This is a genomic window from Roseivirga sp. UBA1976, from assembly GCF_002336325.1.
Taxonomy (GTDB): domain Bacteria; phylum Bacteroidota; class Bacteroidia; order Cytophagales; family Cyclobacteriaceae; genus Roseivirga; species Roseivirga thermotolerans.
This window is the reverse complement of the sequence record NZ_DDDQ01000012.1, coordinates 1-17,037: the sequence shown is the minus strand read 5'-3', so window position 1 is coordinate 17,037 and position 17,037 is coordinate 1. Positions and strand designations below refer to the sequence as shown.

At 42.9% G+C, this 17,037-nt stretch carries 15 protein-coding genes; 9 read left to right on the top strand and 6 right to left on the bottom strand.

Annotation, left to right across the window (positions count from 1 at the left end; genetic code table 11):
• Nucleotides 1-98: 98 nt before the first annotated feature.
• Nucleotides 99-1,328 (top strand): glycosyltransferase family 4 protein, encoded by a 1,230-nt coding sequence (locus B3763_RS01185; protein WP_286742756.1) that lies wholly within the window; start codon nt 99-101, stop codon nt 1,326-1,328.
• Here B3763_RS01185 and B3763_RS01180 read toward each other — a convergent pair.
• On the bottom strand, nt 1,294-2,577 hold the full coding sequence (locus tag B3763_RS01180) for a hypothetical protein (RefSeq protein WP_286742753.1): 1,284 nt from the start codon (nt 2,575-2,577) through the stop codon (nt 1,294-1,296). The genes B3763_RS01185 and B3763_RS01180 overlap by 35 nt on opposite strands.
• A gap of 44 nt (nt 2,578-2,621) precedes the next feature.
• Between B3763_RS01180 and B3763_RS01175 the strand changes: the two genes are divergently transcribed.
• Complete coding sequence (locus B3763_RS01175; protein WP_189628917.1) at nt 2,622-3,275, top strand: outer membrane beta-barrel protein; 654 nt, start codon at nt 2,622-2,624, stop codon at nt 3,273-3,275.
• Between the two features lie 77 nt (nt 3,276-3,352).
• Here B3763_RS01175 and B3763_RS01170 read toward each other — a convergent pair whose 3' ends face one another.
• The 3 genes from B3763_RS01170 to B3763_RS01160 form a co-directional block, all read right to left on the bottom strand.
• Nucleotides 3,353-4,909 carry an Rne/Rng family ribonuclease gene (locus tag B3763_RS01170; RefSeq protein WP_189628916.1) on the bottom strand — a complete coding sequence of 519 codons (1,557 nt, stop codon included), beginning with the start codon at nt 4,907-4,909 and terminating at the stop codon, nt 3,353-3,355.
• Nucleotides 4,910-5,079: 170 nt separating this feature from the next.
• A complete protein-coding gene (locus tag B3763_RS01165; protein WP_286742751.1) occupies nt 5,080-5,895 on the bottom strand; it encodes a tetratricopeptide repeat protein in 816 nt (271 codons plus the stop codon).
• A gap of 18 nt (nt 5,896-5,913) precedes the next feature.
• Entirely contained in the window at nt 5,914-6,216 is a 303-nt protein-coding gene (locus B3763_RS01160) for an HU family DNA-binding protein (RefSeq protein ID WP_189628914.1), read from the bottom strand.
• A gap of 144 nt (nt 6,217-6,360) precedes the next feature.
• Here B3763_RS01160 and mutY point away from each other — a divergent pair, with 144 nt between their 5' ends.
• From mutY to B3763_RS01125, 7 genes are all read left to right on the top strand, one after another.
• Nucleotides 6,361-7,419: an A/G-specific adenine glycosylase gene (mutY, locus tag B3763_RS01155; RefSeq protein WP_286742748.1), complete on the top strand. Its 1,059-nt coding sequence runs from the start codon at nt 6,361-6,363 to the stop codon at nt 7,417-7,419.
• A 37-nt stretch (nt 7,420-7,456) separates the two neighbouring features.
• Nucleotides 7,457-7,888: a single-stranded DNA-binding protein gene (locus B3763_RS01150; protein WP_189628912.1), complete on the top strand. Its 432-nt coding sequence runs from the start codon at nt 7,457-7,459 to the stop codon at nt 7,886-7,888.
• A 21-nt stretch (nt 7,889-7,909) separates the two neighbouring features.
• A complete protein-coding gene (gldE, locus tag B3763_RS01145; RefSeq protein ID WP_189628911.1) occupies nt 7,910-9,241 on the top strand; it encodes a gliding motility-associated protein GldE in 1,332 nt (443 codons plus the stop codon).
• On the top strand, nt 9,241-9,825 hold the full coding sequence (gene gldD / locus B3763_RS01140) for a gliding motility lipoprotein GldD (RefSeq protein ID WP_286742741.1): 585 nt from the start codon (nt 9,241-9,243) through the stop codon (nt 9,823-9,825). The genes gldE and gldD overlap by 1 nt, the downstream gene beginning before the upstream one ends.
• 186 nt (nt 9,826-10,011) lie before the next feature.
• On the top strand, nt 10,012-12,105 hold the full coding sequence (gene recG / locus B3763_RS01135) for an ATP-dependent DNA helicase RecG (RefSeq protein WP_286742738.1): 2,094 nt from the start codon (nt 10,012-10,014) through the stop codon (nt 12,103-12,105).
• Between the two features lie 81 nt (nt 12,106-12,186).
• Nucleotides 12,187-13,086, top strand: a complete 900-nt coding sequence (locus tag B3763_RS01130) for a DUF488 family protein (protein WP_286742736.1) — start codon at nt 12,187-12,189, stop codon at nt 13,084-13,086.
• The gene (locus B3763_RS01125) at nt 13,087-13,914 is read left to right on the top strand and encodes a hypothetical protein (protein ID WP_286742734.1); all 828 of its coding nucleotides are present in this window, start codon (nt 13,087-13,089) and stop codon (nt 13,912-13,914) included. It begins immediately after the preceding gene.
• Between the two features lie 5 nt (nt 13,915-13,919).
• Here B3763_RS01125 and B3763_RS01120 read toward each other — a convergent pair whose 3' ends face one another.
• Together B3763_RS01120 and B3763_RS01115 are read right to left on the bottom strand one after the other, a co-directional pair.
• The gene (locus tag B3763_RS01120; protein WP_286742733.1) at nt 13,920-16,082 is read right to left on the bottom strand and encodes a carbohydrate binding family 9 domain-containing protein; all 2,163 of its coding nucleotides are present in this window, start codon (nt 16,080-16,082) and stop codon (nt 13,920-13,922) included.
• A gap of 111 nt (nt 16,083-16,193) precedes the next feature.
• Nucleotides 16,194-16,973, bottom strand: a complete 780-nt coding sequence (locus B3763_RS01115) for a LytR/AlgR family response regulator transcription factor (RefSeq protein ID WP_286742731.1) — start codon at nt 16,971-16,973, stop codon at nt 16,194-16,196.
• Between the last annotated feature and the right edge of the window lie 64 nt (nt 16,974-17,037).

Below are 17,037 nucleotides of genomic sequence, written 5' to 3'. Positions count from 1 at the left end.
CGGCAGACAGGCGTGGAGAGTTTAGGTTGAATACTCGTTTGGGAAATTAAAAGGTTAAAAAAGCTGATTGGATCGAAAGCAAAACGAATTGACATTTAGTGGCTCAACGCATCTTATACATTCACCAATACTTTAAAACTCCTCTTGAAGGGGGAGCCATTCGCTCTTATTATCTGGCGAAGGGCCTGGTTGAAAATGGTTATGAAGTAGAAATGCTCACTAGCCACAATGAGGCTATTTATACCCGAACAGAGGTTGACGGTATAACAGTACACTACTTACCTGTGCGCTATGCTAACGAAATGGGCTTTCTTAAACGCATTTGGGCATTTCTCAAGTTTGTGAAGCTGGCCAAGCGCTACGCTAAAAGCATTAACAGTATTGACAAGGCCTATATTACCAGCACTCCTTTAACAGTAGGTCTTATTGGCCTTTGGCTTAAAAAAAAGAGGGGTATTCCATACATTTTTGAGGTGCGCGACTTATGGCCAACAGCGCCTATTGAATTAGGTGCTATTCGAGGCATTGTACTCAAAAGCTACTTATACAGGCTAGAAAAGAGAATATATACCGGAGCAGATAAAATTGTGGCTCTATCGCCCGGCATGCGCGACTGGATTGTAAAGACTGTACCGGAAAAAGAAGTGTTTCTTATTCCCAACATGGCCGACTGTCAGTTTTTTAGAAAGGAAGAAAAGGATCCTAAGCTGGCCGAATTTTATCATGCCCGAGAACCTTTTATTATCACTTACATTGGTAGCATAGGTGTTACCAACCATTTAGAGTATTTGCTCGATGTGGCTGCACTTTGTAAGAAAAAAGACCTTAACATAGGCTTTAAGGTAGTTGGTCAGGGATCCCAGTTGAGTAAAATAAAGCTTACGGCCTATTTGAGAAAGCTCTCCAATGTGGAGTTTATTGGTCATCAAAACAAAGAGGGGGTTAGAAGAATACTGAACATTACAGACGCCACTTATGTGTGTTTTGCCAATATACCCGTGTTGGGTACGAACAGCCCCAACAAAATGTTTGATAGTCTTGCTTCGGGCAAACTCACGATTGTAAACTCTGCCGGGTGGACCAAAGACCTTGTAGAGCAGTATGAGTGTGGGTTTTATGCACACCCGGAAAAGCCCGAAGAATTTCTTGTCAAACTAATGCCGTTCATAGAGAAGAAAGAGCTGTTGGAACAGTATAAGAACAATGCCCGACAAATAGCAGAAAAGCTGTACTCTAAAAAACTACAAGTTGAAAAGCTCACCAAGGTTTTGAGTAACGAGAACCACTTGAAGGCTAGCGAGAGCGAGGTCTATATTTTGACTGCATAAGTATTTTCTGTGCATCTGTTTCAGCCATCAGCTCTTTAAAACCTGCCCCCGTTTCTTTCATATAGGCATTTACAATTTGCCAGCCCAGCCATTGGCCAATTCGGCCAGGACATCGCTTATCTATCTCTAATACGCTTGGACGCTCGTCAATATATCGGGTAATGGCAGTAGGGTCTTCACTATAGAGGAGCCTCTCCTCTACGAAGTGCGACCAGATTAGCGCTTCACTCACTGTGGCATCGGCCAGTTGTTGACGTGAATAGCCAATAATTAGGCTGTCATTAACGCACGGCAACATTTGTTTGGCAAAAGCCATGGCCTTGCCGTAGTAGATCATTTCATCTAAAACAGTTCGGCTGTCCTGTTTTGTCTTGTTGTAGCGAAGCGACATAAACTGCATAAGCTGAGGAACCAAATGGTCGGGGCTCATGCGGTTGAGAATGTAGTCGTATATGTTGGGTCGGTAAGAGGCTTCTTCTCCCAGGTAATAATCTAAGCCAATTACAATGAGCGAGTCTGACAAAAATAGGTCTTTTCCAAAAGCTGAGTATACTGCCTGTACTTTGGGAGCACTAAAATCAGGGTATATGCCCTTAAGTCTTCCAAAGGCCTGATCTAACTCGTAGGCCACTTCCTGGGCACTAATTAGTGCCAGGGTTTCTTGGTAGAGTGTGTCTACGTAAGGGTTTTGTAGCAGCTCAAAGTTTTCGTTGAGTAAATCTTCAGGGGTCTGAAAACCAAAGACAAATTTAAAGTATTCGTATTCCTCAGGGTTAGATTCCAGATACTGGTCAATAGCCTCCGTATTGGTCAGATCTTCCAGCCGAGAGCCCTTAAGTAATTCATGGATATCCTCCAGGCTTTTTTGCTTATTGGCCATCAAGTATTCATAAGTGAGGTATTCACGGACATCACGATTCTGATCGAGCAGCTCCTGGAAGCGTTCAAAGTCAGGGGCCTTAAATATGGCCTTCACTTTTGGCACCTGGGTGAATCGTAGCACTTCGTTTAAAAAATTCTGCTTTGGTATTAAATCGCCAAAGCCAAAAAAGTAATCGCGTACTACCGGGTTCTCCTCAAAAAAGCTCACCAGCTCTTCCCGGCTTTCAATGCCATAAATGGCATGGGTGAGGTCTTCAAAAGCAAGGTCAATATCTACTGCCGAGTAGTCAACATTTTCGCTACAATCATCGTTGGAACATGCGGCTAACAACAGCACAAATAGTAAAAAAAACCACGGTTTAGACATACTCACTTTTTAAAAGACAAAACTATTCATTTATTTTATCCCACATGAAAAAATACGTTTTCACTGCACTGATCGCCTTATTTTTGAGTCAAAAAGTAACGGCACAAATTGAGGATTACAGAATTGGGGTGAAGCTGGCACCAACGGTATCCTATGTTAGAGCAAGTACCGATGGCAATTCGACCACTTTTGAAAGAAATGGCTCCACGGTGAAGTTTCTGATAGGCGCTTTTGTAGATATTCCCTTCAAAGACAATTACTACTTTCATACAGGGATAAACTATGCCAGCCGCAACACTAAAGTAACGGCCACCGATGCAGCTTATTTTGGTGGTACACCTACCAGTGCCGAATATGATCACGAATACATTCAGCTACCTGCACTTATTAAGCTCTATACCAATGAGGTTTTGTTAGACACCAAGCTGTTTTTCAATTTTGGGGTTATCCCCGAAGTGCGGTTAAACACCAATAACAAAACCGAGAATATCAACCTTATCACGGAATTTCAGCATTTCGACATTAACGGAAATTTTGGAGGAGGTGTAGAAAGAGCTATTGGAGTACAAACCAGCCTCTTTGCCTCAATCAATTACAACATTGGCTTCATCAACCAGGTAAAAGAACAGAGCAACTCCTTAGACGATCTGAAGGTTAAAAACAGCCTGATTGCCATTGAGTTTGGCATTAAGTTTTAACCCCCGGATAAAGAGACATAAAAAACCCCGACCTGAAAAGATCGGGGTTTTATTTTATCCTTAAACTAGCCTAAAGCTTAGGCTTTCAATTCAATCTCTTCTCCCAACTTGTTGTAAAAAACATACTGGTTGAGACCTAAAGAGCTGTCCTTTTCCAGTTTTACCCAGGTGTGGTATTTTCTATACCATTGCCAGCGTTTGGAAAACACCCCTTTGGTGAAGTATGCATGGAGGAAAGGATGTAATGCAATGGTTACACTCTTTTCGTTTTGAGTGGTGAGCAAATACTCCAGGTTCTTTTCAATTAGGTCGGACACCAAGATGGTAGCACTTACCGAGCCGGTTCCATTACAGGTTGGGCAAGCCTCTCTTGTTGTAATGTTGAGTTCCGGCCTAACCCTCTGACGGGTTATTTGCATGAGCCCAAACTTAGTGAGCGGCAAAATGGTATTCTTTGCCCTGTCAGACTTCATAACCTCCTTCATTTCTGCGTAAAGCTTCTTTTTATTTTCGGGCTTTCGCATGTCAATGAAGTCAATCACAATGATACCTCCCATGTCCCTCAGCCTAAGCTGTCGGGCAATTTCCTTAGCCGCTTCAAGGTTTACGGCCAAAGCCGTAGACTCCTGATCTTCGCCTGCATTAGACTTATTGCCACTGTTTACGTCAATTACGTGTAGGGCTTCGGTATGCTCAATAATTAAGTATCCTCCGCGCGGAAGGCTCACTGACTTACCAAACAAAGACTTGAGTTGCTTCTCTATTCCAAAAGCCTCAAAGATTTTGGCTTTGCCGGTATAGAGTTTTACAATCTTTTCTTTGTCGGGAGCAATCTTTCGGATGTACTCCTTTATTTCATCATGAATCTCCTTGTCGTCTGTTACCAGGCTATCAAAAGATTCATTCAAAATATCCCTCAACAAGGAAGAAGCACGGCTCATTTCACCAATCACTTTTTCGCGAGGCTTGGTGCTGTGCAGTTTCTTGATGCCCTGTTTCCAGGTTTCTTCAAGATTTCTTAAGTCCTTGTCTAGTTCGGTTACGTTCTTTCCTTTGGCTACGGTGCGAATTATACAGCCAAAGTTTTCTGGTTTAATAGAAGAGATCAAACGCAATAGGCGTTTGCGTTCCTCACCATCAGTAATTTTTTTAGAAATATTGATGGCATTGGAAAAGGGCACTAAAACCATATAGCGCCCAGCTATCGACAACTCACATGTTAGTCGAGGCCCTTTGGTGGAAATTGGTTCTTTGACAATCTGAACCAGTATTTGCTGACCTTTAGTCAGCACCTGATTCATTTTACCAAGTTTATTGATATCCGGCTCGCCTTTAAAATTGGCCAATGATCCGGAGGCATGCTTGTTTGAAAGCGCCTGCTTGGTGTACTTGTTCAACGACTTAATCTGCGGACCTAAATCAAGGTAGTGCAGAAAAGCATCCTTTTCGTACCCAATATCAATGAACGCGGCATTTAGACCGGGAACGATTTTCTTAACCGTTCCCAGATAAATATCTCCGACTTTAAATTTGTTCTCATCATTATCATGATGGAACTCAACTAAACTTTTCTCCTTTAGAAGGGCTATACGACTACCATTCTGAGTTGAATTAATGATTAATTCATTACTCAAGGTAGTAGAGGTTAGTGTTAAAAATCAGAACAATAAATAAGTGCAGGTAAGGTAATCCCTTACTTCTTCTTATGTCTGTTCTTTCTTAGCCTCTTCTTTCTTTTGTGAGTAGCAATCTTATGTCTTTTTCTTTTTTTACCGCAAGGCATAATCTTAATGTTTTAATGTTTTTACTTGATTCTCTGCAGATACTCATTCGCAGCGGTCAGAATCTGCTCACTAGCATCTAATGTTTTTATTTTTTCGAACTGTGTCCGAGCCTTCACCATTTGTCCGGCTTCGAAATAACACACGCCCAAAAAGAAGTTTCCTTCAATATGGTTGGGATAATATTGCACCAGAGACTGGAAACGCTCGATGCCGTTTTCAAACTGACCTGTGTTGATCGACATTCTTCCCATGCTCATGAGGGCTTTTTCGTTGCTGGGATCTTCTTCTATAATTTCTCTCAGCATCATAATACCCTGCATTGGGCTCGGACCGGCCACATAGGTAAGCGCAACATTGTGCTTTACATCTAAGTTGTCTGGCTGAGCCTCTAATACGATCTGGTAAGCTTCTCTTGCCTTATTTCCCAATAAACTAGTTTTTTGCTCATTAATGGCATAGGTAAATGCCTCGAAATAAGCATCACCGGCCTTTCGCCAGTGTTCTGTTGAATTGAACCTCTCTGCAAAGGTGTTAGCAAAATAAGCAGCACTGTCGTACTGGTTGATTTGCTGAAAAACAGCCATTAATGAATCGAGAGCTTCATTATTAGGCTGTATGTTGCCATTTGCAAATAATTGACTTTTCCAGTAGTCAATCTTAGGTTGTATTTCTTCAGGGATTGCCGAGCTATGGTCGATAACTCCTCCCGGAGTAGACTCATCAATAAACTCAGCAGAAGCCTCATTGTCATTGTCAACTACCACTCGAGGCAGGCTGTAGAGACCAACTATGGCCGCTATAGCAATGATGATGAGACTTACCTGATTCTTTTTCATATAGCCAAAAGGCTAAAATTAGCTATTAGCCGCCTTTACCTTGGCACTTGTTTTTACCTGCTCTACGAACACCTTAGAAGGCTTAAAGCTAGGCACAAAATGTTCGTCAATTACAATTGCTGTATTTTTAGAAATATTTCTGGCAATCTTCTTTGCTCTCTTTTTGTTCACAAAACTTCCAAACCCCCTTACGTAAATGTTCTCCCCTTCGGCCATCGAGTCTTTCACCACAGCAAAAAGAGTCTCAACAGTTGTAGTAACATCAGATCTGTCTATCCCGGTCTTGTCCGCAATCTGATTGATAACATCTGCTTTAGTCACTGTATTCTTATTTAAGTTGATAAAATTTTATAAAAAACTTATTCCCAGTTATTTTGGCCTGCAAAATTAAGGGTTCGGGGTCAATAATAAAAAGTATTCCTGAAAAATTCTGAAAAGGGGAGTAGGGGTAAAGAAGCAAACAAGTTGGAAAGAGAAATATTTGTAAATCAATTAATTAGGTGGTACGGTCATCAAAAGCGCGATTTACCATGGAGAGAGACCCGGGACCCCTACAAAATTTGGCTCTCGGAAATAATTTTACAACAAACCCGGGTGAACCAGGGAATGCCCTACTACCTCGCCTTCATTGAGCGTTATCCAACAGTAGAGCTTCTGGCCAAAGCCCCGGAACAAGAAGTACTCAGGCTATGGCAGGGCTTGGGGTATTATTCCCGAGCAAGAAACTTGCATGCCTGCGCTCAAACCATTGTGGAGCAGTACCATGGGTGTTTTCCCGATACGTTCGATGAACTGCTCAGACTAAAAGGCATTGGCCGATATACTGCGGCAGCCATTGCCTCGCTGGCCTTCAACAAGCCCACGGCCGTGGTAGACGGCAACGTATACCGGGTACTGGCCCGGGTGTTTGGCTTGTACAATGACATTAGTGAATCCAAAACACTCAAAATATTTGAGCAACTAGCCAATGAGTTGATTCCGGCCAACAATGCTGCCGAGTATAACCAGGCCATTATGGACTTTGGCGCTACGCAATGTACACCCAAAAACCCGGCATGCGATACATGCCCGCTCCACACAATTTGCTTTGCTCAGCAGCACGGAGAAGTAGAAAAGCTGCCGGTAAAGAGTAGAAAAACAAAGGTCAAAAAGCTCTATTTCGATTATTTCATGTTTGAACATGGACAGCAAATACTTATGCACAAACGACTGGGCAAAGACATATGGCAAGGACTTTATCAGTTTTACCTGAAAGAGAGCAAAACCAAGCAAAAAACCGAAGAGTGTCTTAGACATATACCCCTAATCGATCACATTCATGTTCAGTCGGTCTCTTCGCCTGTCAGGCATTTACTGTCGCACCGGGAGATTTTCGCACGATTTTTTAGGCTTCGGGTCAATGATTTAAATACCTTTGTCTCTATACAACAAGAATTGAATTTACAGGCCTATTCCCTGAGTGAAGTTCAGGATTTACCAAAGCCCATTCTAATACAGAACTATTTGAAAAGCGAGATGTATTAGTTACTTTCATTCAATTCGTTCTTAAAATAATTAATAGATGGCAGGCGTAAATAAAGTAATATTGGTAGGTAATTTGGGCAAAGACCCTGAAGTAAGGCATTTAGATAATGGCCGGGCTGTTGCGAATTTTTCGCTGGCAACCAGTGAAACCTACAAAAACAAACAAGGTGAACGCGTAACCAACACCGAATGGCACAACATTGTGTTGTGGACTCCTCTGGCTGAAATTGCTGAGAAGTTTTTGAAAAAGGGCAACCAGGTGTATATTGAAGGTAAGTTGACCACCCGCTCTTGGGACGACCAGGATGGGAACAAAAGATACACTACAGAAGTTGTTGGACGAGAAATGACTTTGTTGGGTGGAAGACCCGATGGCAGCTCATCAGGCACCGGTAATGGTGGAGACAATATGGCCGAAAGCCCTGTATCTAACATACCGGAAGACGACACGGACGATCTGCCGTTCTAAGTTGGGACTAAAATTAATATTTTGGACATACCTGAAGACCCTGAACCGAGTTTAGCACTTCTTCTTCAAATTGCCGAATTAAGCTCGCCCTACATTGCCATTAATGTAGTGGCTTTTGTTGTGCTCATTTTTCTGTCGGCAATGATATCAGGCTCTGAGGTGGCCTTTTTTTCACTCGATAGCAACCAGCTGGCCGATTTCGAGAAGGAATCGAGCCCATCGGGCCAGGCCATTCTGAGGCTACTGGAAAGAAAACGCCACCTGCTGGCTACCATATTGATCATGAACAATATGGTAAATATTGCCATAGTTACCCTATCTACGTTTTTTACCTGGTCTTTGGTAGGTTCTAAAACCACTGAAGGCAAAGTAGTAGTGGTACTTTCGGCAGTGGTTACCTTTGTTATTCTCTTTTTTGGCGAGGTAGTGCCTAAAAACTTCGCTAACCAACACAATGTAAAATTTGCCAAAACCACCGCCAAACCTCTACTCGCCCTGGAGCGGCTACTCCGTCCTTTTAGCTGGCTACTCATTTCTGTAACCAACCTCATTGAGCGCAATGTGGAAAAGAAAGGCAGAAACATTACGGTAGATGAGCTCAACCAAGCTCTTGAAATAACTACTGGCGATGACACTACCGAAGAAGAAAAAGGCATTTTAAAGGGAATCGTAAACTTCAGTACACTGTCGGTAAGGCAGGTTATGAAATCGCGCATGGATATAACAGCCGTAGATGTGGAGCTGGATTTCCATGAGCTAATGGATAAAATCAATAAAAGCGGCTATTCCAGAATTCCTGCCTATAAAGAAACCATCGATAAAATAGAAGGGGTACTTTATATCAAGGACCTCATCTCTCACATAGACAAGGACGATACTTTTGCCTGGCAAACCTTACTTCGGCCGGGCTTCTTTGTGCCGGAAAACAAAAAGGTAGATGCTCTACTCAAAGATTTTCAGGAACAGCGGGTACACATGGCCATTGTGGTGGATGAATATGGAGGAACTTCGGGCCTTATTACCCTGGAAGATATTATCGAAGAAATAGTTGGCGAAATCAACGATGAGTTCGATGATGAAGATATTGCCTTCAATAAACTCGACAACTCCACCTTCGTCTTTGAAGGAAAAACATCGCTCAATGACTTTTGCAAAATTATTGGGGTAGAACCATCCGAGTTCGACTCCGTAAAGGGCGAAAGTGAATCGCTCGGAGGGCTGCTTCTTGAAATAAGCAGCAAAATGCCTCGGGCCGGAGAAAAAATTGAGTTTGGCCGGTTTTTATTTACCATTGTTGCCGTAGACTTAAGGCGTATTAAACGCGTTAGGGTATTAATTAGACCACAGACTTAGTGAAGAAGAATTACCCTCTGTTCATCTGTATTTTATTACTCGGCCTGGTGAGTTCGTGCAAAGAAGTGTACCTGCCCAAACCCAAAGGTTATAATCGAATAGACCTTCCCGAACCCGCTTACCAAATACTACCTGACACCTTCCCCTACCGGTTCCAGTACTCGGCACATTCTCAATTGTCCGAAGATGACTCTAAACATGCCGAGCGCTATTGGATTAACCTTACCTACCCGCAGTTCGATGCCCTGGTACAAATCACCTATAAAAACCTTATAGACCCTAACAATAAGCCGGAAGTGCTTCTCAACGAAGCCTTTGAACTGGCTATGAAGCACAATGTGAAGGCCTATGGTATTGAAGAGAGCCTCATCCGTATTCCTAATGGCCAAATTGCGAGTGTAACTGAACTGGAAGGAGAAGTACCTACACAGTTTCAATTTTTTACTTCAGACAGCACGCATCATTTCTTTAGAGGAGCACTTTACTTTAACACCGCCACACAAAACGACTCACTGGCTCCCATCATTGAATTTATAAAAAAAGACATGATCCACCTGCTCAATAGCTTTGAGTGGAAATATTGATTATTCCGCCTATTCTCTTTTTCCCGGTAAAAAGTATTCTGTAAAACCATAACCTTTGTCAATACTTCGGCCAGTATTTGTGGAATGACTTCCGAATACAGACTGAACAGCTGAGTACAACATTTATATGTTCAAAAAATTCTTATTGAACACCTTTGTAAACACAAACTCTGTTAATTTCATCCGATGCCTTCATTTTTCGATACGAGCATAGAGTTTCTGAAAGGAGTGGGACCACAAAAGGCTGCACTCATCGGCAAAGAGCTGGGCATCTTCACTTATGCCGACCTGATTCAGCACTATCCTTTTCGCTATGAAGACCGTACCCAATTCCATTCCATAGAAAGCGTGCATGCCGACATGCCCTTTGTACAGATCAAAGGGCGCATCACCAAAATGGAAACCGTTGGAGAAGGGAGAAAAAAAAGACTCGTAGCGCGCTTCGAAGACCAAACGGATAGCCTTGAGTTGGTTTGGTTTAAAGGCATTCAGTGGGTGGCTAAAAAACTAAAACTGGGTGTAGACTACGTTGTATTTGGCAAGCCAACCGTCTATGGCCGTAAGGTAAACATTGCCCATCCCGAAATTGAAGTGCTAACCACGCAAAACGAAAAAGCCGCTTACTTACAACCGGTCTATCATAGCTCCGAAAAACTCAAGGCCAAATACATAGACTCCAAGGCCATCTCCAAGATGATCCGGCAGGTAATGGTTCAGGCCGAACCCCATATTTATGAAACACTCCCCGAAAGCTTGCTGAGCCAGTTTGGGCTGATTGAAAAAAAGTTTGCGCTTTGGCACATTCATTTTCCCTCTAACTCCGAGCTACTTCAAAAAGCGCAGTTTAGGTTGAAATTCGAGGAGTTCTTCTTCATCCAGCTCAAACTGCTGAAAATGAAGGTGACCCGAATCGATAAGTTTAAGGGGCAGGTTTTTAACGACTCTTCCCTGCTCACAGAGTTCTACAACAAGCATCTGCCTTTCGACTTGACCAATGCACAAAAGAGGGTGATCCGAGAGATTTACCAGGACATGAAATCGGGCAGACAAATGAACCGACTGCTTCAGGGCGATGTGGGTTCAGGCAAAACCATTGTGGCTTTTATCTGCATGCTACTGGTTGTGGGTTCGGGGGCTCAAGCCTCAATGATGGCACCCACAGAAATTCTGGCCGATCAGCATTATGAAGGGCTGAAGGAGTATGCCGATTTGCTCGGGATCAAAATTGCCAAGCTCACCGGTTCCTCTAAAGCTGCCGAAAGGCGCGAAATTCATGAGGCATTGGAAGACGGTTCTTTGCAAATCCTGGTAGGGACTCATGCCCTGATAGAAGACAAAGTACAGTTTAAAAATCTAGGACTCGCTATAATCGATGAACAGCATCGCTTTGGGGTAGCACAACGGGCCAAGCTCTGGAGCAAGAATGCCACCCAGTTCCCACATATTCTGGTAATGACGGCCACTCCCATTCCACGCACCCTGGCTATGACGGTTTATGGCGACCTGGATGTATCCATCATCGATGAGTTGCCTGCCGGAAGAAAGCCTATCCAGACCATTCATGAATATGATGGCAAGCGACTTTCGGTTTTTGGCTTTATGAAAAAAGAGATTGCCAAAGGCCGACAAATCTATGTGGTGTATCCGCTCATTGAAGAATCGGAAAAGCTAGACCTGAAAGACCTGATGGATGGCTATGAAAGCATTGCCCGGGCCTTCCCTGACAACCACATCAGTATTGTGCATGGAAAAATGAAGCCGCAAGACAAGGACTTTGAAATGCAGCGCTTTGTGAAGCATGAAACCCAGATTATGGTGGCTACCACGGTGATCGAAGTGGGCGTAAATGTGCCTAATGCCTCTGTAATGGTGATTGAAAATGCCGAGCGTTTCGGTTTGGCACAGTTGCACCAGCTCAGGGGCCGTGTGGGGCGTGGGGCTGACCAGTCTTACTGTATTCTGATGACGGATTATAAGCTAAGCAAGGAAGCCCGCATCCGCATAGACACCATGGTGAAAACCAATAATGGTTTTGAGATTGCCGATGTAGACCTCAGGCTCCGTGGCCCGGGAGATATTACGGGCACCCAGCAAAGTGGTGTGCTGGACCTACTGATTGCAGACATTTCAAAAGACACCAAAATACTCCAGGCAGCCCGCAATGCCGCCAGCGACATCCTGGAAGTCGATCCAGACCTCAGCACAGACCAGAACCGTAACATTTTGAGACATATCAAATCCCTCAAGAAGACCACAGTGAATTGGGGGAGGATTAGTTGAGCTTGAGCTAACTTGATTTTATTTATTTTCCGTATTTTAGAATAATATGGAAAGCCTAAATCTGAATTGTACCTTTGCAACATGTTTTATAGGCGAAAACTAATCTTAGCAACTTTAGAGGAATTTGGAGGAAAATTGAACCATACAAACCTCCAGAAAATACTTTTTTTGATTACACGGAATCAGGAGAAAAAAGCCTTTGACTTTGTTCCTTATAAATACGGCTGTTTTTCTTTTCAGGCCAATCAAGACATCTCTACACTAACTAAGTATAAACTAGTTCGCTCAGAAACAGTAGCTAATACATCCAATTGGGTTCTGACAGATGAGGGATTGAACTTTTATTCTCAGCTGAAAAAACAAGATCAATCTGCAATAAGACTTGTGAAAAGAGAGATTTCCAATTTTTCCCAAAGAGACCTAATTAGGCATACATATATAAAGTACCCATACTACGCATCTAAAAGTCAAATTGCCTCGGAGATACTGAATAAGACAGAAATGGAGGCTGTTGAAAAACAAAAAAGAAATTTCAGTGAGCCCAAATTCTTCACCATAGGCTATGAGGGTATCAGTTTGGAAACATACTTGAATAAGTTAATTATCAACGATATTCGACTTCTTTGCGATGTAAGAAAGAACTCATTGAGTATGAAATATGGATTCTCCAAATCTCAGCTGAAGAACGCATGTCAAAGTATTGGAATTAAGTATATACATATCCCAGAATTAGGCATAGAATCTGAAAAACGTCAAGACCTTGAGTCAATGTCAGATTACAATAAATTGTTTGAAGAATATGAAAACACTACTTTAATAAATAATAAGCAATCTATTAACTACTTATTCCAACTAACCAAGGAGTACAAAAGAGTAGCTATTACCTGCTTCGAGAAAGAAGTATGTATGTGTCACCGAGGAAGAGTTCTAAATGCTCTTAAGGAGTTACCTCAATGGGATATACAGTACAAGAATTTATAAATGACACGCAAAAGAATATTATTAACAGTAACCACATACCCCTTACCATCAAGAAGCTATGACGAGCTAGTCTGTACTGCTGGAATACTTGAAAATGGAGAATGGATCAGGATTTACCCTGTACCGTTATCTTTCCTTCTGAGACAAAGAGCGTCCGGAGACCAGAAACTGTCAAAGTATACCTGGATGGAACTGGACTTGAAAAGAAGAACTGATGATTTTAGGCCTGAGAGCTATTCGCCTAAGAACTATGACTTCAGAGATTTAAACCTGTCATCATGGATTGATACCAAGCAAAATTGGTCCTTGAGGAAAACATTGTGCCTTAAAAACGTCTACACGAATCTTAAAGAGTTGATTAATGACTCGAAAGCTCCTAAAAACAAATCACTTGCAACATTTAAACCTACTACCGTCATCAAATTGGAGATTGAAGAAGATGACCCTGAATGGAAGAGTGAATGGAAGGAGCTTAGAAAGCAGGGTGATTTATTTTCTCAGGATAAAGAACCAGAAATCCTAATACCCAAAATCCCATTTAAATTCTACTATCGATTCACAGATGATTCTGGGAAATCGAGTCGTCTGATGATAGAAGACTGGGAAATTGGTCAGCTTTATTGGAACTGCTTAAGAAGTGCCAATGGTGACAAAACCATAGCCCTTAGTAAGGTAAGAGAGCGATACGAAGAAGAATTCATTAATACAAAGGAGCTTTATTTCTTTTTAGGCACAACAAAACAATGGCATACAAGAAGAGCGACTAACCCATTCGTAATTATAGGTGTCTTTTACCCCAAGAAAGAATCTCAGATGAGACTCTTTTAACTACTTTACCACCTCCACAAATAACTCGCTTTAAAGAAGAAGCCTTGAGCGGTGTTGAGGTATTGATCATTCGGCACATAGTCTGTGCCATCCCAGCGTACTTTTTCGTAGACCGAGCCCCAGCCCAGGTGCACCACCGTACCCGGAATGTAAGTGAAGCTCACCAGAAAGTTCGGGCTAAGCACCTGACTCAAGCTGTTGTATTGGGCAATTCCTCGGAAAAAGAGGTATTTGTTCATCTGGTAAATCAAACGGCCACGGGCAATATGGATATCATAGTATTTGGCATCGGTCGCTTTGCTGTAAAGCGACACAAAACGATGCGTGAAATCCATGCTGAATTTGTCTGAAGCCTGAACATTGAGTGTTGCCCCAATTCGTTTTCCGTAACCTTGTTCGGCTGTGGGATAGTAAATACCATTGTCCCAGTCGTAGTTAAGCCTAAAGTATATGCGTTTGGTTATTTGAGAACTGGCATTCAGTCCTATACTTCCGTCTTTAAACTCTTCTCCCAGATAGATTTCCGAAGAATGGTCGGCCGAAACGGCCAGGCGTGTATTGCGAGGCAAAACAGCCGCTAATTGAACAAACAACACATGCTCGTTGAGACCACTGGGTTTATCTTTAGTAAGCGAGGCATACACTACGGGGTCTATCCGCTGAATAAGCCCCTCGCCTTTGGGAAAGATTTTGGGCGATGCACTGGCCGTAATTCGGCTGATCCCTGTTCTTGTCACATATCCCACACCGGACTCAAAGTCCTGTCCAATGTCTAGCAAGCTCAAAGAGCCATTGAAACTACGTGTGTTTTTATTGATGCCTATGTACACCGAGCCGGCATTGCGTAAGTGTCCGCCATCCAGAACAGCATTCGTCTCCGAATACAGGTAGTGTCCTGAAACCAGGTAAGCCTCTTTGAACCGATACTGACCATCGAGACCATAGACATTGTTGCTTCCGCCATTCTGCATTCTGGTGGTTCCCAGCAAGCCAATGTAGCTATCTTGGGTGAGTGATCGCATATAGCGCATAACGGCTACATCAGCCGTATTGTCACCAGTCCCGGGTATGTCAGGGTTCACCCTATCGTCCCGATCAACGGCATAAATGGTGGAGATAATGTTCTTATCACCAATTTTTCCGGTGAGCTTAGTGGCAAACTTAGGGGTTACGATAGACCTGGAGTTAACCGCCATTTGTATAGGTTGAAAGCCGCCAGTTCCTGCAAAGTTGAAGTTTTCATTTCCTTCCAAGAAGAAGGGTCTCCTTTCGGGGTAGTTCACCGGAAAACGCTGGTTCACTTCAACCTGTTGAGCGTCTGATTCTACCTGGCTAAAGTCGGGGTTAATGGTGGCATCTAGCACCAATTCTGAGGTGATACCGATTTTAGCCGTAAGGCTGGGCTCAAAATTATCTTCCCGGTGGTATTCGCCATCCTCATGATTTCGATTTACTCCATAGGTTACGGCAGGCAATAGCTCCACAAGCTTGGCTTTTCTCACACCGTTGTATTGAATAGGAAGCATTTGAGTAAGAAATGCAAAGCCTTTGGCCGGATCGAGAGCCGGGTAGGTGCCCTGGGTTGAAAAACGGCTAATCCTTCTTTCAAAAATAACACCCATGTCTACTTTGCCGTCAACCGACTTATAGCGAATGCTCTTAAACGGAATTTTAGCCTCCACTACATAACCATCTTCCACAATCTTGGCTGCGCTGTAAAAGATTATGTCCAGGCCAATATCTTCTCGGCCGGCCGCAAAGCGCGTGTCCATCTGAATACCGCTTGGGTTTACATAAATGGCATAAAGCGATTGTCCACTGTTGAAGGAGTCGAGATTGATGCACACCCAATCATCGGCTGCAATTTTATCGCGGGCGGCAATAGATGTTTTTATCTCTTTGGGGTCGTCAAAACATTTAAAGGCAAAATAGAGGTTGTCTTCATCGTGAGCCATATAAGCAATGGTCTTATAGGGCATGTCTTTGCCAAAGTCTGGCACAAAGGTTTTATAACCCGTTAGCTGGGGACTTTTTTGCCAGATATCGTCATCGAGTACTCCATCGATGGTTGGAGGTATTTCGGCAAGAGTAGATAGTATGGGGCTCTGGGCATAAGAAAAAGCTAGCACCAGACAGAGCATTGGTGTTAAATAGTACCTGAGTTTCAACCTTGAAAAATTTGTAGCAAGTATACTACTTCTGGCTCACATATAAAGGTTGTTTGTCTTTTCGCAACTTTCGCCAAATTTCCCCAAGCCTGTGCCAGCCCATTGAATTAATCACTCTCCATCAAACCACACTTTAAACGCGTTTACTTTCTCCCGGCTCACAATAATCTCCCGGTCAAAGTCGAGCTTAAGGATAATCTTAAGTCGGCTATTGGAGTACACCAATACATCTTTTATGGCATCTATCTCCACAATAAAGGTTCGGTTTACTCGAAAGAACTTCTTGGGGTCCAGCATTTCTTCCAGGGTCTCCAGTTTGTAGTCAATAATCAGCCTACGGCCTTCGTGGGTCACAATGTAGGCGTTTCGGCCTTCAGCATAAAAGAGGTCAATAGAGTCAGTAGTAATAGACTTTATATGCTCGCCAATCTTGACCATGAAACGGGTTTTATAGTCGCGTTTGCTTAGCATCTGAAGCGCACTTTGCAGGTCAATAACCGATTTGGCTTCAGCCTGTCCCTGTTCCTGAAGCCTGTTTTTGAGAGCCTTAAACTTCTCCAGACTTTTGCTGATGGCTTCAAACGAAAGGGGCTTGAGAAGGTAGTCTATACCATTGGCTTTAAAAGCATCTATGGCGTATTCGTTGTAGGCTGTGGTAAAAACCACCGGAATGTCCAGATTCACTTCTTTAAAAATATCGAAGCTAAGTCCATCGGTGAGTTGAATGTCCATAAAAAGTAAATCGGCTTCTCCGCCATTCTTCACCCAATCAACGGCTTGTTTTACACTCATGGCTCGCCCTACCACTTCAATGCTTTCGTCATAGCGCTTTAGTAGTCGCTCTACTTTTTCGGCAGCAGGAATTTCGTCTTCGATGATAAATACCTTCATATACGATCGTTTAGGTCTAGCAAGGGTAGTTTTACAAATCCATTGCCATAGGCTTTAATTTCTA

Excerpts from the sequence above, each read along its gene's own strand:
- B3763_RS01180 (WP_286742753.1), bottom strand. The coding sequence starts at position 2,577 with ATGTCTAAACCGTGGTTTTTTTTACTATTTGTGCTGTTGTTAGCCGCA.
- B3763_RS01175 (WP_189628917.1), top strand. The coding sequence starts at position 2,622 with ATGAAAAAATACGTTTTCACTGCACTGATCGCCTTATTTTTGAGTCAA.
- B3763_RS01165 (WP_286742751.1), bottom strand. The coding sequence starts at position 5,895 with ATGAAAAAGAATCAGGTAAGTCTCATCATCATTGCTATAGCGGCCATA.
- B3763_RS01150 (WP_189628912.1), top strand. The coding sequence starts at position 7,457 with ATGGCAGGCGTAAATAAAGTAATATTGGTAGGTAATTTGGGCAAAGAC.
- recG (WP_286742738.1), top strand. The coding sequence starts at position 10,012 with ATGCCTTCATTTTTCGATACGAGCATAGAGTTTCTGAAAGGAGTGGGA.
- B3763_RS01130 (WP_286742736.1), top strand. The coding sequence starts at position 12,187 with ATGTTTTATAGGCGAAAACTAATCTTAGCAACTTTAGAGGAATTTGGA.
- B3763_RS01125 (WP_286742734.1), top strand. The coding sequence starts at position 13,087 with ATGACACGCAAAAGAATATTATTAACAGTAACCACATACCCCTTACCA.
- B3763_RS01115 (WP_286742731.1), bottom strand. The coding sequence starts at position 16,973 with ATGAAGGTATTTATCATCGAAGACGAAATTCCTGCTGCCGAAAAAGTA.